A 17,990-nucleotide genomic window follows, 5' to 3' on the forward strand; every position below is an offset into this window, starting at 1 on the left:
TTTTTCCTCCCCCCCCCCCCCCCTCCCCTCCCCCCCCCCCCCCTCTTTCCTTGTCCCCCCCCCCCCCCCCCCCCCCCGCCAGCACCGGACCGCCGCGTTGCGGCGGCCGCTCACGTCCGTCATCGGTGAGGGGAACGCCGGTTTCCGATGTGGTGGGCGATGTTGACGTCCGGCCCGTACTCCCTGCGCATCCTCTCGGCCCACGAAACGGTCTGCGTGCCCGCGTGCGTGACCATCCCCGGCGAAACGCCCAGCCGGAAGCCCCCCGGGAGCGGCTTGCCCTGCGGTGTGTGCGGCAGGAAGTCCAGCGGTGACGGGCCGTCGGATGCGTACACGACGCAGTCGGCTGAGATCGCCGCCGGGAACAGGCCCGCATCCTGCGCCAGCCTGAGCATCTTGCGGTGCGTGTTGACGCGGGCGGCCGCGGCGACGGCGGCTCGGATGTCGGGTCGCCAGGTGGGGCGTGGTGAGGCCTGCCACGGCTGGCGTAGGTGCTGGGCCATCTCGTACGGGCGTTCGCCGAGCATGGTCAGACCGCCCTCGGCGGTGGCCTCGATCGCGTCGAGCACTCCGGCCAGCCCGGGGTCGCTCCGCCGGTGGCGAGCCATGGCGTCCAGGAACTCCTGGCCGCTGACACCGGCGCTCACGCCGAGGTCGGCCATGGTGGCCAGGTAGCCGTCCCGTATCCGCGTGTACCAGGCGTCCAGGTACGGGCCGCTCCTGGTACGGACGTACGCCTCGAGGGGGTGAACCGCGAACCCCAGCTCCACCGCGTAGGCGAGGGTCGGGGTCGTGTACCAGGCCGCACCTGCCGGAGGCCGGCCGTCCGGTGTGAACGGGGAGGGCAGGCGCTCGTCCAAGGTGATGTGGGACAGGTCCACCAGCCAACTGCCGGGCAGATTCTTGTCGAAAGCGGGACGCAGGACGTGCTCGGGGGCGTCGAGTCCCACTCTGAGCCGGTTCGCCGCCGCCGCGAGCGCCATGTTCACCCTGATGCCGACCACATGCGGTGCGAGGCGTTCGGCGTCGGTCAGGGGACGCGACCAGTCGTGTGCTTCCTCCATCAGGAACCGGTCCGGAGTGCGCCGGCGGGAAGGAGGGGCGAAGAGGCGCACGAGCAGGGCGTTCCTCTCCGGGACCTCACACGGAGCGCAGTCCACGGCCGCCGTGAGCGCGCCCGGATGGGGCGCGGACACCCAGGCCCCGGTCCGCTCGTCCCTGACGGCGCGGGTCGGCGGGCGCAGCGCCGTCATGAGCTCCAGCCCCGTGGCGGCAGGAGAGCCGTGAGGGGTGATGATGCGGTGGGCGTAGGTGCCAAGAAGGTGGGCGACCTCGGCGGGCGGAAGCTGCGCGGTCCGCCCCCAGTGGCGCGGGTCGAGCGCGCCCCAGGGCAGGACGCACAGCTGCACACACTGGCGTCGGCCGTCGCTGACCGGCCGATACAGCCGGGCCCAAGGGCCGAAGCCGAGCCGGGTCGGTAGCCAGTCCGCCCGGCGAAGCTGCTGGAGGACCTCGTGATCGTCCGGCAGGCAGGACGGGCCGGGGGAGTCGGCGCCGTCCAGGCGCGGGGGAAGGCCGAACCGTTCGGCGGCGGCCGAGGTGAGGACGAGCAGCGGATCGGCGTCCTTGCCGTTGCGGTTCAGCCTCGGCGCGCCGAGCTTCGCGCGGGTCAGCGTCCACTCCAGGAGCGAGTCGAGCGTCGCCGCGGGGCAGGGCAGTACCACGCCTCCTGTGCAGTACGCCCGCACCCGGCCGTCCTGGCCGTCCTCGGCGTCGACGACGGCCAGCGGCCCGTTCTCGAAGCGTGCCCCGGTGGCGGCCGGGCCGGTGGTCCGGGCACGGGTCGGCGGCAGGGGAGCGGGGCCCGGACGCTGGAGAGGAGCGGCGCCGGGACGCTGGAGGGCGGGGACGCGATGCCCGCCGTCACGGGTGGCGTACACCATCGCGCGCGTGGCGGCCGGAGCTGAGGGGTCCCGGTCGTCGGCGACGTAGTGCCAGGGGCCCGGGGCGGGTACGGCGGCCCGGTTGCGCAGGCGGATCCGGGCGGCGACGGCGTTCTGAGCGAACTGCTGTGGTTCGGGGCTGCCGCGCTCGCGCATGCGGCGTCGGATCCGGCGCCAGGCGTCCTCCAGGCTCAACTCCGGCCCCGCGTCGGCGATGCCGTGTTCCAGCAGCGCGATCAGCTCGCCGGTGAATTCCGGAAACGGGGCACCGGGCGGGACGAAGGAGCGCCGGGTCGGCGGAGCCGAAGTCAGCACGCAGTCCCCGTAGTCGTCGCCGGCGCCGTCCGCGACCCCGTGGCCGTCCCTGTCCCCGTGGCCGTCCCCGTACGTGGACCGCGCTGCGGAGTCCCGGCCCCCCTCGGGGTGCGCGGCCTCCTCCAGGGCATGAGCGAGATCGGCGCGGCTGGGAACACCGGCGGCGGACATGGCACCGGCCAGGCCGCTGTAGCAGCAGTCCAGCACCGTCACCCGGTGCCGCGCCCGGTACCCGGCCTGCCTCACGACATCGCGCAGCGTCCGGTACGGCAGCGTCCCGATCTGCGGATGATCCGCATCCGCCTCGGCCAGCGCCAGGTACAGCTTCTCGTCGCGATCGCGCAGCCCGTGTCCCGCGAAGTACACGAAGAGCGTGTCCGTGGCTTCGAGGGCCGCGTCGCGCACCGTGCCCAACACCTGGGCCGCGGAGGCCTCCGTGCCCAGCACCGTGACGTGCGCGGCGGGCAGGCCCCATACCGACGGGTCGCGCAGCAGGTCGGCGAGCCGGTGTGCCCCGGCGGCCGCGGCGGACAGCGGCGCCAGGTCGGGGTGGGTGTAGCCGTCGATCCCGATCAGCACCGCCCGGCTCGCCACCTGGTCAGGAACCGGCACCGGGGGCATCCTCCGACGCGGCGTCCTGAGACCGGTCCGGCGTGGATCGCGTGGCGTCCTGGGCGCTGTGGGGTGCCTCGGTGCCCGCCAGAGCACGCGCGACCCGGGCCGCGTCCTGCTCGGTGCCGTCCTCGATGACCACCCGGATGCCGTCGTGTTCGACCACCATCCGCGCGCCGGAGCGAAGACGCGGCGGCAGGGAGGCGCGGAAAGTCCGGTGCGCGTACACGAGCGCGGTCGTGGAGAATCCGGAGGAGATCGTCAGACTGATCCACTCGACCAGATCACCCGACATCGCACCGCTCGGGGAGTCCGCACGGACCCGGCGCACCACCGCGTACCGGGAGACCTCCCTGTCCTGGGTCAGCCAATCGGCGAAGTCGCCGGTCAGCCCCGCCGTCTCCTCCGCACCCCGGACCCCGTCACCGGAGTCGATCCGCACGCGCATACCAGCCACCCCAGGTTCCCCCACTGCCGACCACCCCCACGAACACCGGCACCGGCCGTGACCACGTCGGTGGGTCACACCCGGCAGCCCTGGGCGGCACAACCCTACGAAGGGCTCGGCCATTCCGTCCCGGAAACACTAGATCAACTATGGCCGGGCGTCCCGGGCGAGGCCACCTCGACGGCGGTCAGCGCCGGAAGGTGTAGTGGGTCAGACAGGAACGGGCAGCGTCCTCGCTCAGGCCGAGCCCCGTTCCGATCGACTCCCATGACAGCTCGTCGGCCTTCGCGATGTAGGCGGCGTCCCGGGCCACGCGCTTGGTGACGCACTCCAGCGCGGCCACCGCCTTCAGCGCCGCCACCGGCGCCTGTCCGGCCAGGGCGTGCAGCTGCTCCTCGACGCGTTCCAGGAGGCCGGCCAACTCGGCGGGCAGCGGCACCGACCGGGCTTCCACCGTGTCGATGTGCTGCTCCCAGTCCTCCTGCGGGCCCTCGACGACGGGTTCGTAGAGCCCGGCGGTGTCGACGGCCTCCCAGCCGATCGGATAGTGCGCGTTGCCGCGCCACCCGCAGGCGCAGGCGCCGCGGGCCGCGGCCGCCCGTGGCTGGTTCAGGATGCCGCTGTACGCCCACCACTCACGGGTCTCGTGGAAGTCGGACCCGCTCCCCGGGTCCAGATACGCCGGCCCGGGCTCGCTGCCGTCATCCAGGAGCGCCCCCGCCCAGCCCTCGTGGGACGACCCGAACTCCTCCGTCCTCCACCCCATGACCACCCCTCCCTCGCTCACGGATCCACTCGTTCCCGCCCGACAGCATCCCCACGGCCGGCGGCAATCAGACCGTCGCGGCGGGAGAACCCTCGCAGCCCGGGCGGCATCCCGACCCCGAACCCGTCCTCAACGTTCCCAACGTCCTCGATCGGTCAGCTCGGTCAGCTTCCGCTCGGCCGTCTCCACCCGGGTCCATGCCCTCTTCGCCGCCCGGCCGGCCTCCCGGTGACGTTCGGCCGCCTGCGTGTTCCGGGCGCGGGCCGCTTCCAGCCCCTCGCCCGCACGCCGGGCCTCCTCCTCGGCCGCCTCCATCGCCGTACGGGCCTGCTGAGCCGCGTGCTCGGCCGCAGTCAGCTCCGCCTGCATCCCCTCGGCCTCCCGACGGGCTTCCGCGAGCTCGGCCCTGGCCTTCTCCGTCCGGTCCCGGTGGTTCTCGGCGGCGGCGGCCGCTGCGGCCGATTCCCGCGTGCCGGCCTTCGGGGACGGCCGGCGGGCCGCCGCGGGGTCGACGGCCCGGGGCGCGGATGCCGGGACCACGCCAGGTGCCGGCTCCAGGCCGTCGAAACCCAGGACGGTCTCGGGAGTCTTAGCCAGCCGCCCGTTCTCCCACTCACCGGCGACCACCTCGTCGGCGAGCACGGCGTGGAGGATCTGTTCGACCTCGCGCAGCACGCTCTCGCTCACCGGCTGGCCCTGCTCGCCGGCCAGGGCCCGGGCCGTGCGCGCCAGCTGACCCGTCACCACATGCCGCTCGTGCGACAGCTCCCGCAGCTGGGGACCGTCCAACGTCCGGTGCGCCGTCCGGAGGGCCTCACCCAGACTCGCGAACTGCCGTGCCTCCTCAGGCCGGCGGCGGGGCAGCAGCCCGGCCGTCCAGGCGGCGAGGGTCGGCTTGCGCAACGCCGCGATCGCGGCGGCCAGCTTCTTCTCCCCGGCTTTCCTCGCCCGGGCGACGTATTCGTCCCGCGCGGCGGTGAACTCCGCCGGCCGCACCCCGTACAGCTCCTTCGCGACCGTGTCGAGATCCTTGTCCACACCCGCTACTGTCCTCCGCCCCCACGCGACGGCACCGAACCAACACGGTCAGGGCGTCCCACGTCACCCCATCCCACGTCACATCCCACGCCCTTCCGCGTTCAGTCCACGAGCACGCCGGGGTTGAGGATGCCGCGCGGGTCGAGCGCCCCCTTCGCGGCCCGCAGCGCGAGGGCGAAGGGCTCGGGGCGCTGGCGGTCGTAGCCCGGACGGTGGTCGCGGCCGACGGCGTGGTGGTGGGTGATGGTGGCGCGGTGGCGGTGCAGGACCTCGCCCGCGACCGCCTTGAGGTCGTCCCAGAGGGCGACCTCGTCATCGGCACGGCCGGCGGCGAGGACGGTGAAGTAGGGCGCCGCCCCGTCCGGATAGACATGCGTCAGGCGGCAGTTGACGGTCGCCGGGTGCCCGGTGGCCTTGCGCGCCGCCTCGCCGACCTCCCTGCGCACCGCGTCGATCAGGCCGGGGATCCGGTCCCAGGTGGCCGCCGTCTCGAACGTCTCCGCGACGGCGCCCATCCTGGCCAGACCGTCGCGGAGGTAGGGCATCCGCAGGAAGGCCGAGCGCCAGGCGCCCACGGCCGCGTCGCCGGCCGGGGCCCCGCCCGGGCCGGCGGTCCCGTCGCAGCGGCCGCCGTGCGAGCGGGCCAGGTCGACGGCCCGTTCGAGCCGGGCGGTCACCGGTTCGTCCGCCGACTCGAACCCCAGGACCAGCACGGCGGAACCGTCCTGCGCCGCGCCCGACAGCGCGGCCTCACCGGCGTCCAGCAGACGGCAGTTGGCGGGGGAGAGGTCGGACTGCGCGAGGGCGCGCACGGCCCGGAGCGCGTCGTGGAAGCCGGCGAAGGCGACCGCGGCGGACGCCTTGTGGCGGGGACGTTCCTGCAGGCGGACCCATGCCTCCGTGATGATGCCGAGGGCCCCTTCGGAGCCCAGGAACAGGCGGTCGGGGGAGGGGCCCGCCCCGGAGGCGGGCAGCCGCCAGGAGCTGCTCGTGCCGGCCGGGGTGACCACGCGCATCGCCTGCACGAAGTCGTCGATGTGCGTGCGGCCGGTGGCGTAGTGGCCGCCGGCACGGGTGGCGAGCCAGCCCCCCAGGGTGGAGAACTCGAAGCTCTGCGGGAAGTGCCGCAGGGTGAGGCCGTGGGGCCGCAGCTGGTCCTCCAGGCTCGGCCCCAGGGCGCCGGCCTGGGCGCGTGCGGCCCGGCCCTCGACGTCGACCTCCAGGACCCGGCCCATGGCGGTCAGGTCGAGGGACATCACCGCCCGGTGGGCGTCGCCGCGGTACTCCACGCCCCCGGTGACCGAGGAACCCCCGCCGTACGGGATCACGGCGACCTGGCGGTCACCGGCCCAGTCAAGCAGGTCGGCCACGCCCCGCTCGTCCGTGGGGCGGGCGACGAGATCGGGGATGCGGCCGGGCCGCCCGCGCAGGGCCCGCATCACGTCGCGGTACGCCTTCCCCATCGCATGGGCGGCGCGGTCACCGGGGTCGGCGGTGATCAGGTGGTCCAGGCTCCGCGGGGGTTCGACGGCGGGGCCCCCGATGCCCAGATCGCGGACCCGGGGTACGGGGAGCGGGCGGCTGAGGGTGCCGGGGAGCAGGGCGCCGAGCGCGGCGCATTCCGCGTCGTCGGGATGGGCGTCCGTCCAGCCCCAGCCCCACCAGGAGCGGGTGCGGGACGTCGGCTGCGGGGTGGTGCCGGCCATGGATGCGCTCCGGAGGTCGAGGTAATTTACCTGTGGGTAAATTACCTACTGATAATATCCGTCCATGGCAACCCCGTCTTCGAAGGCCGGCACCAAGGGAGTCCCGCGGCACCACCGCCGGCAGCAGATGCTGGAGGCCGCCACGGAGGAGTTCGGCACGCGCGGATACGCGGCCGCGTCGCTCGCCGCGATCGCCGCGCACGTGGGCGTCACCAAGACGCTGCTGCACCAGTACCTCGGCACCAAGGAGGACCTGTACGTCGCCTGCCTGGTCCCGGTCGGGGACCGGCTGCTCGACGCCATCCGCACCGCGATGGGCCCGGAAGGGACCGCTCCGCACACCCCGCTGCGCGTACTCCACGGCATCTTCACCGCCTTGGAGGGGCAGCGGGAGGCGTGGTTCGTGCTGTACGACACCTCCCTGCCGCCCGGCGGCGAGGCCGCACGCCGGGCCTCGGAGTACTGGTCTGCCATCGACCGGCTCGCCGCCGGCGGCACCGCCGAACTGCTGCGCGCGGCCGGATCCACCGACCCGCTGGACGCGGACGCGCTCAAGTACGTCTGGCGGGACCTGGTCGCTACCCTCGTCCGCTGGTGGGTCAAGCACCCGGAGCAGACCCCGGAGGCCATGACGCAGCGCTGCGCCCGCATCTTCGCGGCCGCCGCCACGCTCACCGCTGACGGCCGCTCGGGCTGAAGCCGGGCGGCGGATCGCGCCGCACGTCATCGAACCGGCTGGCCGGCGCGGCCGAGGGCGACTGCGAGCCCCGGCGCCCGACCTGTGCTCCGGGTGGAACGGGGTGATGATGGCGAGAGGTCCGCTGGGCCTTCGTCCGGACGCCGGACCCGGGCGCGGCGGCCCGCGTGAGGCGGGAGGTGACTCGTACGCATGGACGAATCACGCAGAGCCTGGGTCATGATCGGCATCGTCATCGCCGTCATCTTCTCGAACCTCGTGGCCATCGTCCTGATGAACACCGTCGGACGATGACCGTAGAACGGCGAGGCGCCGCGAAGCGATGCGGCCGGGGGAGTGGGCGACCTGCGAACCCTGAGGAGACCCCGTGAACAGCACAACGCGAAGTGGCGGCTTGGCCCGCACCCCGTCCCTCTGGCTCGTGGCGGGCGCCCTGACCTGTGGCCTGTTGCTCGCCGCCGGCCCGGGCGCCGCGGCGCAGGAGACGCAGGCGCGGCAGGGAACCGCCGCCCCCTGTGTGAGCGAGCAACTCGTCGCGAACAGCGCCGAGCGGATCGGCGGCAGCCAGGTGCGGATCACCGTGATCAACGACGGTCCTCAGGCGTGCGTCCTGAAGGGATTCCCCACCGTGGCCCTCGCCGGTCAGGGCTCGCCGGACCGCAACCAACCCCTGAACGTGGTCCGCCAGGGCCAGGCGCGCGCCGTGCACCTGGCGGTCGGCGGCCAGGCCTCGACGCGGCTCACCTTCACCCCGGTGCTCGGTGAGGCCGACGGGTACTGCGCCTCCGGCGCCGAGCCGACCGTCGCACCCTCGATCGTGCTGGGCGTAGGAGGGGGCGGGCTCCAGCTGGCGCCCGACGACGGCGGGGAGTTCGCGCTCTGCGGCAACACCGTGCGCGCCACGGCCTTCCGCGCCGGCGGTTCCTGACCGCCCCGTCAGCGGGCGCGGCCGTCGTACCGCAGGGCGGCACCGGCAGGCGTGCGCCCCTGACCGGTGTGGAGGCGGAATCGCGAGATGAGGCGGATGATGTTCGAGGAGACCCGGGAAGCGAGGAAGATCAAGCGAAGGAGGCTGAAGCACAGGAGGCTCGGGCAAGGCCCGCGCTCTCCTCGACGCCTCCGGCGACAACCGCACCCCGCACCCCCGTGACGCTGGACGCCTGGAAGCTGGACGGCCGCCGTACGGAGGCCGCCCCCGCCTGGCCGGCCCGGCTGGACCCGGACCGGTACGCCGGCGCTTTCGAGACCGCCTCCGGCCGTGACGGGCCGGCCGACCGCGGTCCCGAGCGCCCACCGACCACGACCTGGAGGCCCTGGCCGCCCACCTCGACACCGTCATCGCCGAGCCCGGTGCCTGACGAACGCCGGTTCGGCCGCCGCCGAAGCGGACAGCCGCCGAGGTCGGAGGTCTGCCCGCCCACGGGAGGAAGCATGAGTGAGGGATTCGCCGACACGATCGTCGAGAGCGAGCCGGCGGTGCACGAGACACCGACGGTGACCTTGGTCGAAGGGCCCACGTTCTGCGTCTCGGGAACCTCGGGCGACATGGACGCGGACTGGCCGCAGGGACTGTTCTTCCGGGATACCCGCATCATCTCCGACTGGCGTCTGCGCGTGGACGACCGACTCCCTCAGCAGCTCACGGTCCTCTCCAGCGACCCCTACAGCACGACCTTCGTGGCCCGTGTCCCGCCGAGCGGCTCGCAGACGGAACTGCTGCTGGAACGCCGGCGTTATGTCGGCGAGGGCATGCGCGAGGACCTCCACCTGCGCAACCTGGGCAATCTCCCCGTCTCGGTCCGGCTCTCCCTGCACATCGGCGCCGATTTCGCCGACCTGTTCGAGGTGAAGGAGAACCGGGTGCACCCCCGCGGCGAGGTCTCCGCCACGCCCGAGGGCTCCGGTCTGAACTTCACCTTCCACGCCGGCTCGGCCCACCGGGGCGTACGGGTGGAGGCGGTGGGCGCCACGGCGCAGAAGGACCGCCTGGAGTTCCACGTCGACCTGGAACCCCGCGGGGAATGGCGCACCACCGTCCTGATCCAGCCGAGCGTCGACGGCCACCACATCAGCGGCACCTTCCCGGCGGGTTCGGAGGTCGGCGAGTCCGCGCCCGCCCTGCGGATGCGGGCATGGCGCGAGGCCACCCCCGACGTGGGCGAGATCGAGGACCCGGAGCTGCACCGCACGCTGCGGCGGAGCCTGGAGGACCTCGGTGCGCTGCGCATCTTCGACCCCGAGCACCCCGAGAACGTCGCGGTCGCCGCCGGCGCGCCCTGGTTCATGGCGCTGTTCGGCCGGGACTCCCTGCTGGCCTCCTACATGGCGCTGCCGCTGGACCCGGGCCTGGCCCTGGGCACGCTGCAGACCCTGGCCCGCGCGCAGGGCCGTACGATCAACCCGAGCACGGAGGAGCAGCCCGGACGGATCCTCCACGAGACCCGCTTCGGCCTGGACTTCCCCCTGGCCCGCGGCGGCGGCAGCGTCTACTACGGCACGGCCGACGCGACCCCGCTCTTCGTCGTGATGCTGGGCGAGCTGCGGCGCTGGGGCATCGCGCCGGAAGCCGTCGAGGCGCTGCTGCCCAACGCCGATCGGGCCCTGGAGTGGATCGAGAAGTACGGGGACGGCGACGGCGACGGCTTCGTCGAGTACCAGCGGATGACGGAGGACGGCCTGCTCAACCAGGGCTGGAAGGACTCCTACGACGGTGTCAACTTCGCCGACGGCCGGCTGGCCGAGCCGCCGATCGCCTTGTGCGAGGTGCAGAGCTACGTCTACGCGGCGTACGTCGTGCGCTCGCACTTCGCGCACGAGGCCGGCGACATGGAAGGCGTGGAGTACTGGGCGCGGCGGGCGAACGACCTGAAGCGCGAGTTCAACGAGCGGTTCTGGCTCCCGGACCGCGGCTGGTTCGCGATCGGCCTGGACCGGGACAAGCGGCCGATCGACGCGCTGGCCTCCAACATGGGGCACTGCCTGTGGACGGGGATCGTCGACGAGGACAAGGCCCCCATGGTGGCGGAGCGCCTGCTGTCGCCGGAGATGTTCACCGGCTGGGGCGTGCGCACACTGGCCTCCTCGATGGGCGCCTACAACCCGATGAGCTACCACAACGGTTCGGTGTGGCCGCACGACAACGCGCTCGTGGCCACCGGACTGATGCGCTACGGCTTCGTGGAGGAGGCGCAGCGTGTGGCGACCGGGATCCTCGACGCCGCCGAGGCCTTCGGGGGCAGGCTCCCGGAGCTTTTCTGCGGTTTCGACCGCAGTGACTACGACGCTCCGCTGCCGTACCCCACCTCGTGCTCCCCGCAGGCCTGGGCAGCCGCCACCCCGGTACAGCTGATCCGCGCGCTGCTGCGGCTGGACCCGTGGATGTCGCACCGCCAGGTGTGGGTCGCCCCCGCCTGGCCCGAGCGCTACGGACGTCTGAACGTGCACAACCTGCCCCTCGCCGGCAGCCGCACCGGACTCCACGTCGACGGCGGGTCGGTCACCCTCGACGGCCTGCCCGAGGACGTGGAGGTCATCCGGCAGCCCCGCCGGCCGCTCTCTGCCGCTCCGAGCCATCAGCATCCGCCGTCCGGCCCAGGGTCCTGGCCCGGCGCCAGGAACGTGTGAAGGGTGAACGACATGTCTTTCGAGCCTCTCGACATCGCGATGGTCTCCACCCCCTGGTACGAGCTGCCGCCCGTCGCCTACGGCGGGACCGAGTCGATGTGTGCGGCCCTGGTCGACGGCCTCGTGGAGCTGGGACACAACGTCACCGTCATCGGTGTGGGCCCCCACGGCACCAAGGGCGAGTTCATCGCCACGGACGACACCCCCCAGGGCGACCGGCTGGGTAACGCGGGCCCGGAGGTCCTGCACACCGCGCGCACCGCACGCATCCTCGACGGCCTCCATCCGGACGTCGTCCACGACCACAGCATGGCCGGCCCGCTACAGGCCCGGCAGCGCCGCGCCCCCACCGTGATGACCGCTCACGGACCGGTGTCCGGCGAGATGGGGGAGTACTACCGGACCCTCGGCGACACCGTGCACATGGTGGCGATCTCGCGCGCGCAACAGCAACAGGCGCCGGACATCGCCTGGAGCGGCCAGGTCCACAACGCGGTACACACCGTCGACTATCCGTTCCGTGAACACAAGGGCGACGGCGTGCTCTTCCTGGGCCGGATCGCCGAGGAGAAGGGCGTCCACCTCGCCATCGACGCGGCCCGCGAGGCGGGCGTGCCGATCACCATCGCCGGCCGGTGCAACAGCCAGGCCGAGGAGCCCTACTTCGAGCGGGAGGTGAGACCCCGGCTGGGCGAGGACGCCGTATGGGTCGGAGAGGCGGACAGCCGCACCAAGCAGGCCCTCCTGGCCGAGGCGCGCTGCCTGCTCTTCCCGATCTGCTGGGAGGAGCCCTTCGGCATGGTGATGATCGAGGCCATGGCCTGCGGCACGCCGGTCGTGGCGCTGCGCCGGGGCTCGGTGCCCGAGATCGTCGACCACGGCGTGACCGGGTACATCTGCGACCGTCCCGGCGAACTGGCCGACGCCGTCCGCGCCGTCGACCGCATCTCGCCCCGGAAGTGCCGCGAACGCGTGCAGGCGCATTTCGACACCGCGCAGATGGCCGCGGGATACGAATCGCTCTACCGCCGGGTGGCGACGCAGCACATACGCCCGGCGCACGCCGCCTGACGCACGCCGCCCGACACCGCCTCCGCGCCGGGCCGACCGGCCTCCCCGGGTCGGCGGTCCTGCCGGAGGACGGGCGTGTCTCCCACGCGGTGGGCAGGCTGCGCCGACCACCCGATCACCGCACCCGTCCCCACGGAGGTAGCCCGGCCGTGACAGCAGACCCCCGCACCACCGTCGTCGTCATCACCCACAACCGCCGCGAACAGCTGCTGCACACCCTGGAACGGCTCGCCGGTCTGCCCGAGCACCCGCCGGTCATCGTCGTGGACAACGCCTCGACCGACGGCACCCCCGAAGCCGTCGCACGCCTGCACCCACGGGTGGACCTCCTGGCGGCCGGCCTCAACCTGGGCGCCCCGGGCCGCAATCTCGGGGTACGCCACGCCCGTACGCCCTACGTGGCCTTCAGCGACGACGACTCCTGGTGGGAGCCGGGGGCGCTGGCGCGTGCGGCGGACCTGCTGGACCGGTACGAGCGGCTGGGGCTCCTCGCTGCCGGGGTCCGGATCGGACCGGACGGCGAGCCGGATCCGCTGAACGGCATGCTCGCCGCCTCCCCGCTCGGCCGCGCCGACGATCTGCCGGGCCCGCAGGTGCTGGGCTTCCTGGCCTGCGCCGCGGTGGCGCGGCGGGACGCGTACCTGGAGGCCGGCGGCTACCACCCTCTCCTCTTCCTCGGGGGCGAGGAGACCCTGCTGGCCTACGACCTGGCGGCCCGTGGATGGGGCGTGTGCCACGCGCCCGACGTGATGGCGGTGCACCGTCCCACCGGCGGGGTACGTCCGGGCCGGCCGGTGGTCCAGCGCCGCAACGCCGCGCTGACGGCGTGGCTGCGCCGCCCCGTGCCGGTGGCACTGGGGCACACGCGCCACCTGGTCTCCGACGCGTGGCGTGACCCCGAGGCCCGTCGGGCGCTGTGGCAGCTGTGCCGGCGGTTTCCGGCGGCGCTACGGGCCCGGCGACCGCTCCCGGCGGCCGTGGAGACGGCCGCCCGGCTGGCGGACCTGCAACGGGACGGAGCGAAGGGCGGAGCGAAGGCGTGAGCCATCCGGAAGAGACGGCCTAGGGAAGCACGCCGGTCCGCCGGCGGCGGCCGAGCACGGCGCCGAGGGCGACCATGACGAGGCCGAGGGCGAAGTGGAGCCAGTTGTCCGCCTCGTTGACGGGTACGAAGTTGGCGTCGCTGTCCCGGTCGATGAGCAGGCCGAAGAGCCACAGCGCGAGGTAGATCGCTCCGCCGCCGATCAAGAACCCGCGGGCGCCCGCCCAGCTCTGCGACAGCGCCAGACCGGCGACGCCGAACAGCAGGTGGACAATGTTGTGCAGGATCGAGACCTGGAACACTCCGAACAGCTTCGCGTCGGAGTCGTGCCCGGCAAAGGTCATGGAGTCGAAATCAGTGGTGACGCCGGGGATGAAGCCCAGCACGCCGACCAGCAGGAACACCGCACCCACCAGGAGCGCGGCCTGCTGGAGCGGGGTACGCGGGGCGACGGCCGCGGGCCGACGCATGGACATGGGGAGACCTCACTTGTTCTTGAACACGGCCTTCTGGACGTCGTCGGGCCCCTCGAACCGGTCGGTGCCGGAGTTCCTCAGCTCCTCGACCAGGTCGTCGTCCGCGCCGTTGTCCTGCGCCAGTGAGACGAGGTCGTCGAGGCCGGTGGGGTACTCCGCGCCCTTGAGAGCCTTCTGCAGGTCGATCGGGCTGATGGTCGCCATGGTTCTCTCCCTCTCGTACGCCTGGTGCCTCTCTTGTGCCTGGTGCTCTCGTGTCGCGCATGCCCGGATTCGGCGACCCTATTCGGCATGATCCGCCCGCCGCGCGCCTACGCGTCACGGAAGACGACGGTCCCGGCGATGACCTCGCGGGCGGCCTCCGTCACGCTCTGCCCCCGGGAGAACGCGTGCGCCCTGAGGCGGGCCAGGGCCTGCTGGGGGTCGACACCGAGATACACCATGATCATCCCGGTGGCCTGGTGCACCTCCGCGTGGTCGGTCTCGGCGGCGTCGAGCCAGGAACCCGCACCCCCGCCCGGGCCGTCCAGCGGGTCCTGGGCGTGGAGGGCGAGCAGGGCGGTGGTGATGGCGTCGGCGGCGGGGAAGGCGAACGAGCGGTCCCGTTCGGACAGCGGGCCCGGTGTGTCGCGGTAGAGGTCCAGGGTGCCGATCGTGACCCCGCCGCTGCCCAGCGGCAGGGAGAACACCGCGCGCACGCCGAGCTCGACGGCCTGCTGGGCGAAGACCGGCCATCTGCGCCCGTCCACCCCGCGGGTGAGATCGGCCGCGAGGACCGGGGCGGCCAGGCCGACCGCGGTCCGGCAGGGGCCGTCACCCAAGGTGTACTGGGCCTCCGCGAGCCGCCCGGCGACCGGATCGCTGGACCACCACAGGGTGCGCGCGTCGTCCTCGCCGTAGAGGGAGATCGACGCCCCGGTGACGTCAAGCAGGTCCACACACGCCCGGCAGAGCGCGGCCGGGACCTCGGAGGGGGCCACCCCGCTCATGCCACCCGCGAAGGCCTCGGGCAGGCGCGCGGTGTCGGTGTCCTCGGCGCGGCGCCGGGGGCCTTCGTTCTCCTGGGGGTGGACAGGGTCCACGGCGTCTCACCTCCAGCCGGCCGCCCGCTCCACCATCCTGCCGCACACCTGCCACGAACGGCACAACCGTCCCCGGCGTCCGCCCCGACGTGTCCGGTGCGGCGTACGGCGGGCGCGACGCCGGCCGCGCGGAGCGCCCGTGCGGCGGCACAGGTGATGCGCCCGGCTCGGCGGCGTGGTCGGATCACCGGCATGGACCGTGCCCAGCAGTGCCCCGAAGAGGGCGGGGTGGAGGGCGAGCGCCATGCCGCCCGCCGGACCCTCGCGCGCCACGCCGACAGCATCGCGGAACTCGCCGTCCTCCTCGACATGCTCGATCTGCACCCCGATGTGGACGACCACTACCGGGGCGTGGACGCGGACCTGCGCGGCTTCAACGACGCGTGAGGAGGACGGTCGTCCGCTGCCGGTGACCGCGGTCACTGCGGGGGCGGGCCGCGGTTCCTGTGAGCAAGCCCACCCGAGCCCTCAATGCCCTGACTCGGTCGGTGACTTGGGCCCGGTGAACCCCGTCCCGCACGGGACCGGGCCGCCGCCTCGAAGCAGCGTCTGCCACGATGGTTCGCCGGGACGGAGAGGTCCCTCCGAGCCGAGCTGCCCAGCCACTTCCCGCCGGACTCCCTCCGGGGAAGGCCCACGGACGTACCCCACCGCCACCGCGGTGGGCGCGCCGGAGCAGCGCCGCTCGTCCCGTCCCCCGGTTCCCGCCCCCACCCCCGCCCACCAGCCGAGCCCTGCGCTCATTCAGGTACCCCACTGTGTCTTCCTCGCCGCCCTCCCCTGCCACCGCGCCGCCTTCCGCCGCCGCCGACCGCTCGCCCTGGCGCTCCCTGCGCTACCGCAGCATGCGCTGGTGGTCCGTGGCCCACTTCGTCTCCAACGCGGGGACGTGGATGCAGCTCACGGTGCAGAACCTGCTGGTGCTGCAGATCACCGGCTCCGCCGCCGCGACGGGTCTGTCCATCTCCGTCCAGGCCGCCCCCGGCTTGCTGATGGGGCTCGCCGGCGGCGCCGCGGTGGACCGGTGGCCCCTGAAGCTGACCGCTACCGTGAGCCAGGCCCTGCTGGCAGCCGTCGCCTTCGTCACCGCCGTCCTGGTGGCACTCGGCCAGCTCAACCTCGGCGTGCTGATGGTGCTGGCCGCCGTCACGGGCCTGATCGCCACCGTCGACGGCCCCGCCTGCGCCCTGCTGGGCAACGACCTGGTCCGTCCCGAGGACGTGCCCTCCGCCATCGGTGTGGGCTCGCTGGTCCACAACGCGGGCCGGCTCGCGGGCGCCGCCCTCGGCGGCGTCACGGTCGCCTTCCTCGGTACGGCGGCCGCCTACGCGGGCAACGGCCTGTCCTTCCTCTTCGTCGCCGCGGTGATCCCGTTCCTCAAGCCGGCCGGGCAGGCGTGGGGCGCCGCGCGCGCCGGAAGGAAGGCGACGCCGCCCGCGGCCGACCCCCTGAAGAAGGGCACGCGGAGCGACGCGGAGGAGGGCGGGAAGGGTGAGGCAGCGCGTGGCGCAGCGGGCGGCGAGATGACCGCGCGCCAGGGGCTCGCCTTCTTCCTGAGCCGCCCCCGCCTGGTCGCGCTGGCCGCCATCAGCGGGATCAGCGCCCTCTTCGGGCGCAACTACGGGCTCACCCTGGCCGTGCTGGTCACCGGCCCCCTCGCGGGAAACGCCGCCGCCTTCGGCACGGTCTCCACCGTGCTGGCGGCCGGGGGCATCATCGGCGCGGTGCTCGCCGCCCGGCTGCGCAAGCCCACCGTACGGATGGTGGGCGTGCTCGCCGCCGCCGGAGGCCTCCTCCAGGTGACGGCCGGACTGTCCCCCTCCCTCGCCGTGCTGCTGGTTCTCGTCCTGCCGATGGCGGTCGCGGAGTCCGTCTCCGACACCGCCACGACCACCGTGCTGCAGACCGATCCGCCCGCACACCTGCGGGGCCGGGTCCTGGGTGTGTGGAGCAGCGTGCGCACGCTGTGGAGCCTGGCCGCGCCGCCGCTGCTCGGGCTGCTCATGGAAACGGCCGGCGTCCGCGGCGCCCTGGTGATCGGCGGTCTGCTCACCGCCGCCGCGATCGGTTCGGGCTTCCTGCTGCGCAGCCGCCGTACCCCCGTCCAGGTGCGCTACCTCTCCGAGGGCACCCCGGCGGCGCTGCGCCCGGGCCTGAGCACGGCGGCCTGACGCTCCGGGGACGACGTCCCCGCGGGGCCGGGTGGCCGGCGGTAGCCTCCTGACAGGCGCCGGATCCGAAGACCAGAATGGGTGCATGACGGTGGCCGCACCTGTACTGGCCGGACTGCGCGCACAGCTCGGCCGCGAACTGTTCTCCCGCGTCGCCGGGCCCGCGGGACCGGCGAACCGCGCCCGCATCCACGGCACCCCCGGCCCGCGCTGGTTCGGGCCGGACCGGCCCGTGCGCGTCGTCCACGGCGACGCCTCGATGTTCATCGGCGGGCTGCGGGCGCTGCTGCTGCAGTCCCTGCACCCGCTGGCCATGGCCGCCGTGTCGGGGCATTCGGGATACCGCGGTGACCCGTGGGGGCGGCTGCAGCGCACCAGTACCTTCCTCGCGGTCACGACGTACGGCACGGCGGAGCACGCACAACAGGCCGTCGACCGGGTACGGGCGGTCCACGACCGGGTGCGCGGAACCACCGCCACCGGCGAGCCCTACCACGCCGCGGACCCGCACCTGCTGGCCTGGGTCCACATCGCCGAGATCGACAGCTTCCTGCGCGCCCACCAGCGGTACGGCGCCCACCCGCTCGACGGACCCGGCTGTGACGCGTACATCGCCGACACCGCCCGCGTGGCCGCCGCGCTCGGCGTGCAGGATCCTCCGCTGGACCGGGCCGCTCTCGCCGCGCGGCTGGCCGCCTACCGGCCGGAGCTGCGCGGCACCCCCGAGGCGCGGGACGCCGCCCGCTTCATCCTGCTCCAACCACCCCTGCCACGGGCCGCCCGCGCCCCGTACGCCCTCCTCGCCGCGAACGCCGTGAGCATGCTCCCCCGATGGGCCCGCGCGGAGCTGGGGCTGCCGTGGCTGCCGGCGTTCGAGAAGACCTGCGTACGGCCCTCCGGGCACGCGGTGACCGTGGCCATCCGCTGGGCGATGGGCGCTCCGGCGCGGACCGCGGACCCGCCGGCAGCGGGGCGCCGGACGTGAGTCAAGGGCTGAAA

General features: G+C 73.7%; 16 protein-coding genes. 8 read left to right on the forward strand and 8 right to left on the reverse strand.

Annotated elements, in window-relative coordinates; translation table 11 throughout:
* Nucleotides 1-119: 119 nt before the first annotated feature.
* From tap to ACZ4TV_RS30720, 5 genes are all read right to left on the reverse strand, one after another.
* A complete protein-coding gene (tap, locus tag ACZ4TV_RS30700) occupies nucleotides 120-2,870 on the reverse strand; it encodes a telomere-associated protein Tap (RefSeq protein WP_468138411.1) in 2,751 nt (916 codons plus the stop codon).
* Nucleotides 2,857-3,318: an effector-associated constant component EACC1 gene (locus ACZ4TV_RS30705; protein WP_468138485.1), complete on the reverse strand. Its 462-nt coding sequence runs from the start codon at nucleotides 3,316-3,318 to the stop codon at nucleotides 2,857-2,859. Before ACZ4TV_RS30705 ends, tap begins: the two co-directional genes overlap by 14 nt.
* Nucleotides 3,319-3,505: 187 nt before the next feature.
* Nucleotides 3,506-4,084 (reverse strand): hypothetical protein, encoded by a 579-nt coding sequence (locus ACZ4TV_RS30710; protein ID WP_468138412.1) that lies wholly within the window; start codon nucleotides 4,082-4,084, stop codon nucleotides 3,506-3,508.
* 129 nt (nucleotides 4,085-4,213) lie between these two features.
* Nucleotides 4,214-5,122, reverse strand: coding sequence for a hypothetical protein (locus ACZ4TV_RS30715; protein ID WP_468138413.1), 909 nt, complete (start codon nucleotides 5,120-5,122; stop codon nucleotides 4,214-4,216).
* Between the two features lie 101 nt (nucleotides 5,123-5,223).
* On the reverse strand, nucleotides 5,224-6,828 hold the full coding sequence (locus tag ACZ4TV_RS30720) for an FAD-binding oxidoreductase (RefSeq protein WP_468138414.1): 1,605 nt from the start codon (nucleotides 6,826-6,828) through the stop codon (nucleotides 5,224-5,226).
* A gap of 64 nt (nucleotides 6,829-6,892) precedes the next feature.
* Between ACZ4TV_RS30720 and ACZ4TV_RS30725 the strand changes: the two genes are divergently transcribed.
* The 5 genes from ACZ4TV_RS30725 to ACZ4TV_RS30745 all read left to right on the forward strand — a co-directional run bounded on the left by ACZ4TV_RS30725 (nucleotide 6,893) and on the right by ACZ4TV_RS30745 (nucleotide 13,263).
* Nucleotides 6,893-7,525 carry a TetR/AcrR family transcriptional regulator gene (locus tag ACZ4TV_RS30725; RefSeq protein ID WP_468138416.1) on the forward strand — a complete coding sequence of 211 codons (633 nt, stop codon included), beginning with the start codon at nucleotides 6,893-6,895 and terminating at the stop codon, nucleotides 7,523-7,525.
* Between the two features lie 367 nt (nucleotides 7,526-7,892).
* On the forward strand, nucleotides 7,893-8,453 hold the full coding sequence (locus ACZ4TV_RS30730) for a DUF4232 domain-containing protein (protein ID WP_468138417.1): 561 nt from the start codon (nucleotides 7,893-7,895) through the stop codon (nucleotides 8,451-8,453).
* 503 nt (nucleotides 8,454-8,956) lie between these two features.
* A complete protein-coding gene (locus tag ACZ4TV_RS30735) occupies nucleotides 8,957-11,149 on the forward strand; it encodes an amylo-alpha-1,6-glucosidase (RefSeq protein ID WP_468138418.1) in 2,193 nt (730 codons plus the stop codon).
* A 12-nt stretch (nucleotides 11,150-11,161) separates the two neighbouring features.
* Nucleotides 11,162-12,220: a glycosyltransferase family 4 protein gene (locus ACZ4TV_RS30740; protein ID WP_468138419.1), complete on the forward strand. Its 1,059-nt coding sequence runs from the start codon at nucleotides 11,162-11,164 to the stop codon at nucleotides 12,218-12,220.
* A 149-nt stretch (nucleotides 12,221-12,369) separates the two neighbouring features.
* Entirely contained in the window at nucleotides 12,370-13,263 is an 894-nt protein-coding gene (locus tag ACZ4TV_RS30745; protein ID WP_468138421.1) for a glycosyltransferase family 2 protein, read from the forward strand.
* Nucleotides 13,264-13,282: 19 nt separating this feature from the next.
* Here the strand turns inward: ACZ4TV_RS30745 and ACZ4TV_RS30750 are convergent, their stop codons facing one another.
* The 3 genes from ACZ4TV_RS30750 to ACZ4TV_RS30760 form a co-directional block, all read right to left on the reverse strand.
* Nucleotides 13,283-13,738 carry a DUF4383 domain-containing protein gene (locus ACZ4TV_RS30750; RefSeq protein WP_468138422.1) on the reverse strand — a complete coding sequence of 152 codons (456 nt, stop codon included), beginning with the start codon at nucleotides 13,736-13,738 and terminating at the stop codon, nucleotides 13,283-13,285.
* A 9-nt stretch (nucleotides 13,739-13,747) separates the two neighbouring features.
* Nucleotides 13,748-13,942: a DUF2795 domain-containing protein gene (locus tag ACZ4TV_RS30755; protein ID WP_468138423.1), complete on the reverse strand. Its 195-nt coding sequence runs from the start codon at nucleotides 13,940-13,942 to the stop codon at nucleotides 13,748-13,750.
* Between the two features lie 107 nt (nucleotides 13,943-14,049).
* Nucleotides 14,050-14,820 carry a GAF and ANTAR domain-containing protein gene (locus tag ACZ4TV_RS30760; RefSeq protein WP_468138424.1) on the reverse strand — a complete coding sequence of 257 codons (771 nt, stop codon included), beginning with the start codon at nucleotides 14,818-14,820 and terminating at the stop codon, nucleotides 14,050-14,052.
* 192 nt (nucleotides 14,821-15,012) lie between these two features.
* On the opposite strand from ACZ4TV_RS30760, the gene ACZ4TV_RS30765 reads away from it, so the two are divergent.
* The 3 genes from ACZ4TV_RS30765 to ACZ4TV_RS30775 all read left to right on the forward strand — a co-directional run bounded on the left by ACZ4TV_RS30765 (nucleotide 15,013) and on the right by ACZ4TV_RS30775 (nucleotide 17,976).
* Nucleotides 15,013-15,207 carry a hypothetical protein gene (locus tag ACZ4TV_RS30765; RefSeq protein ID WP_468138425.1) on the forward strand — a complete coding sequence of 65 codons (195 nt, stop codon included), beginning with the start codon at nucleotides 15,013-15,015 and terminating at the stop codon, nucleotides 15,205-15,207.
* 458 nt (nucleotides 15,208-15,665) lie between these two features.
* Complete coding sequence (locus tag ACZ4TV_RS30770) at nucleotides 15,666-16,991, forward strand: MFS transporter (protein WP_468138486.1); 1,326 nt, start codon at nucleotides 15,666-15,668, stop codon at nucleotides 16,989-16,991.
* A gap of 85 nt (nucleotides 16,992-17,076) precedes the next feature.
* On the forward strand, nucleotides 17,077-17,976 hold the full coding sequence (locus tag ACZ4TV_RS30775) for an oxygenase MpaB family protein (protein ID WP_468138426.1): 900 nt from the start codon (nucleotides 17,077-17,079) through the stop codon (nucleotides 17,974-17,976).
* Nucleotides 17,977-17,990 lie beyond the last annotated feature (14 nt).

Source organism: Streptomyces sp. NPDC028910 (genome assembly GCF_055564955.1).

Coding starts and splice junctions, on each gene's coding strand:
- ACZ4TV_RS30705 (WP_468138485.1), bottom strand. CDS start 3,318: ATGCGCGTGCGGATCGACTCCGGTGACGGGGTCCGGGGTGCGGAGGAG.
- ACZ4TV_RS30710 (WP_468138412.1), bottom strand. CDS start 4,084: ATGGGGTGGAGGACGGAGGAGTTCGGGTCGTCCCACGAGGGCTGGGCG.
- ACZ4TV_RS30720 (WP_468138414.1), bottom strand. CDS start 6,828: ATGGCCGGCACCACCCCGCAGCCGACGTCCCGCACCCGCTCCTGGTGG.
- ACZ4TV_RS30725 (WP_468138416.1), top strand. CDS start 6,893: ATGGCAACCCCGTCTTCGAAGGCCGGCACCAAGGGAGTCCCGCGGCAC.
- ACZ4TV_RS30735 (WP_468138418.1), top strand. CDS start 8,957: ATGAGTGAGGGATTCGCCGACACGATCGTCGAGAGCGAGCCGGCGGTG.
- ACZ4TV_RS30740 (WP_468138419.1), top strand. CDS start 11,162: ATGTCTTTCGAGCCTCTCGACATCGCGATGGTCTCCACCCCCTGGTAC.
- ACZ4TV_RS30750 (WP_468138422.1), bottom strand. CDS start 13,738: ATGTCCATGCGTCGGCCCGCGGCCGTCGCCCCGCGTACCCCGCTCCAG.
- ACZ4TV_RS30755 (WP_468138423.1), bottom strand. CDS start 13,942: ATGGCGACCATCAGCCCGATCGACCTGCAGAAGGCTCTCAAGGGCGCG.
- ACZ4TV_RS30765 (WP_468138425.1), top strand. CDS start 15,013: ATGGACCGTGCCCAGCAGTGCCCCGAAGAGGGCGGGGTGGAGGGCGAG.
- ACZ4TV_RS30770 (WP_468138486.1), top strand. CDS start 15,666: ATGCGCTGGTGGTCCGTGGCCCACTTCGTCTCCAACGCGGGGACGTGG.
- ACZ4TV_RS30775 (WP_468138426.1), top strand. CDS start 17,077: ATGACGGTGGCCGCACCTGTACTGGCCGGACTGCGCGCACAGCTCGGC.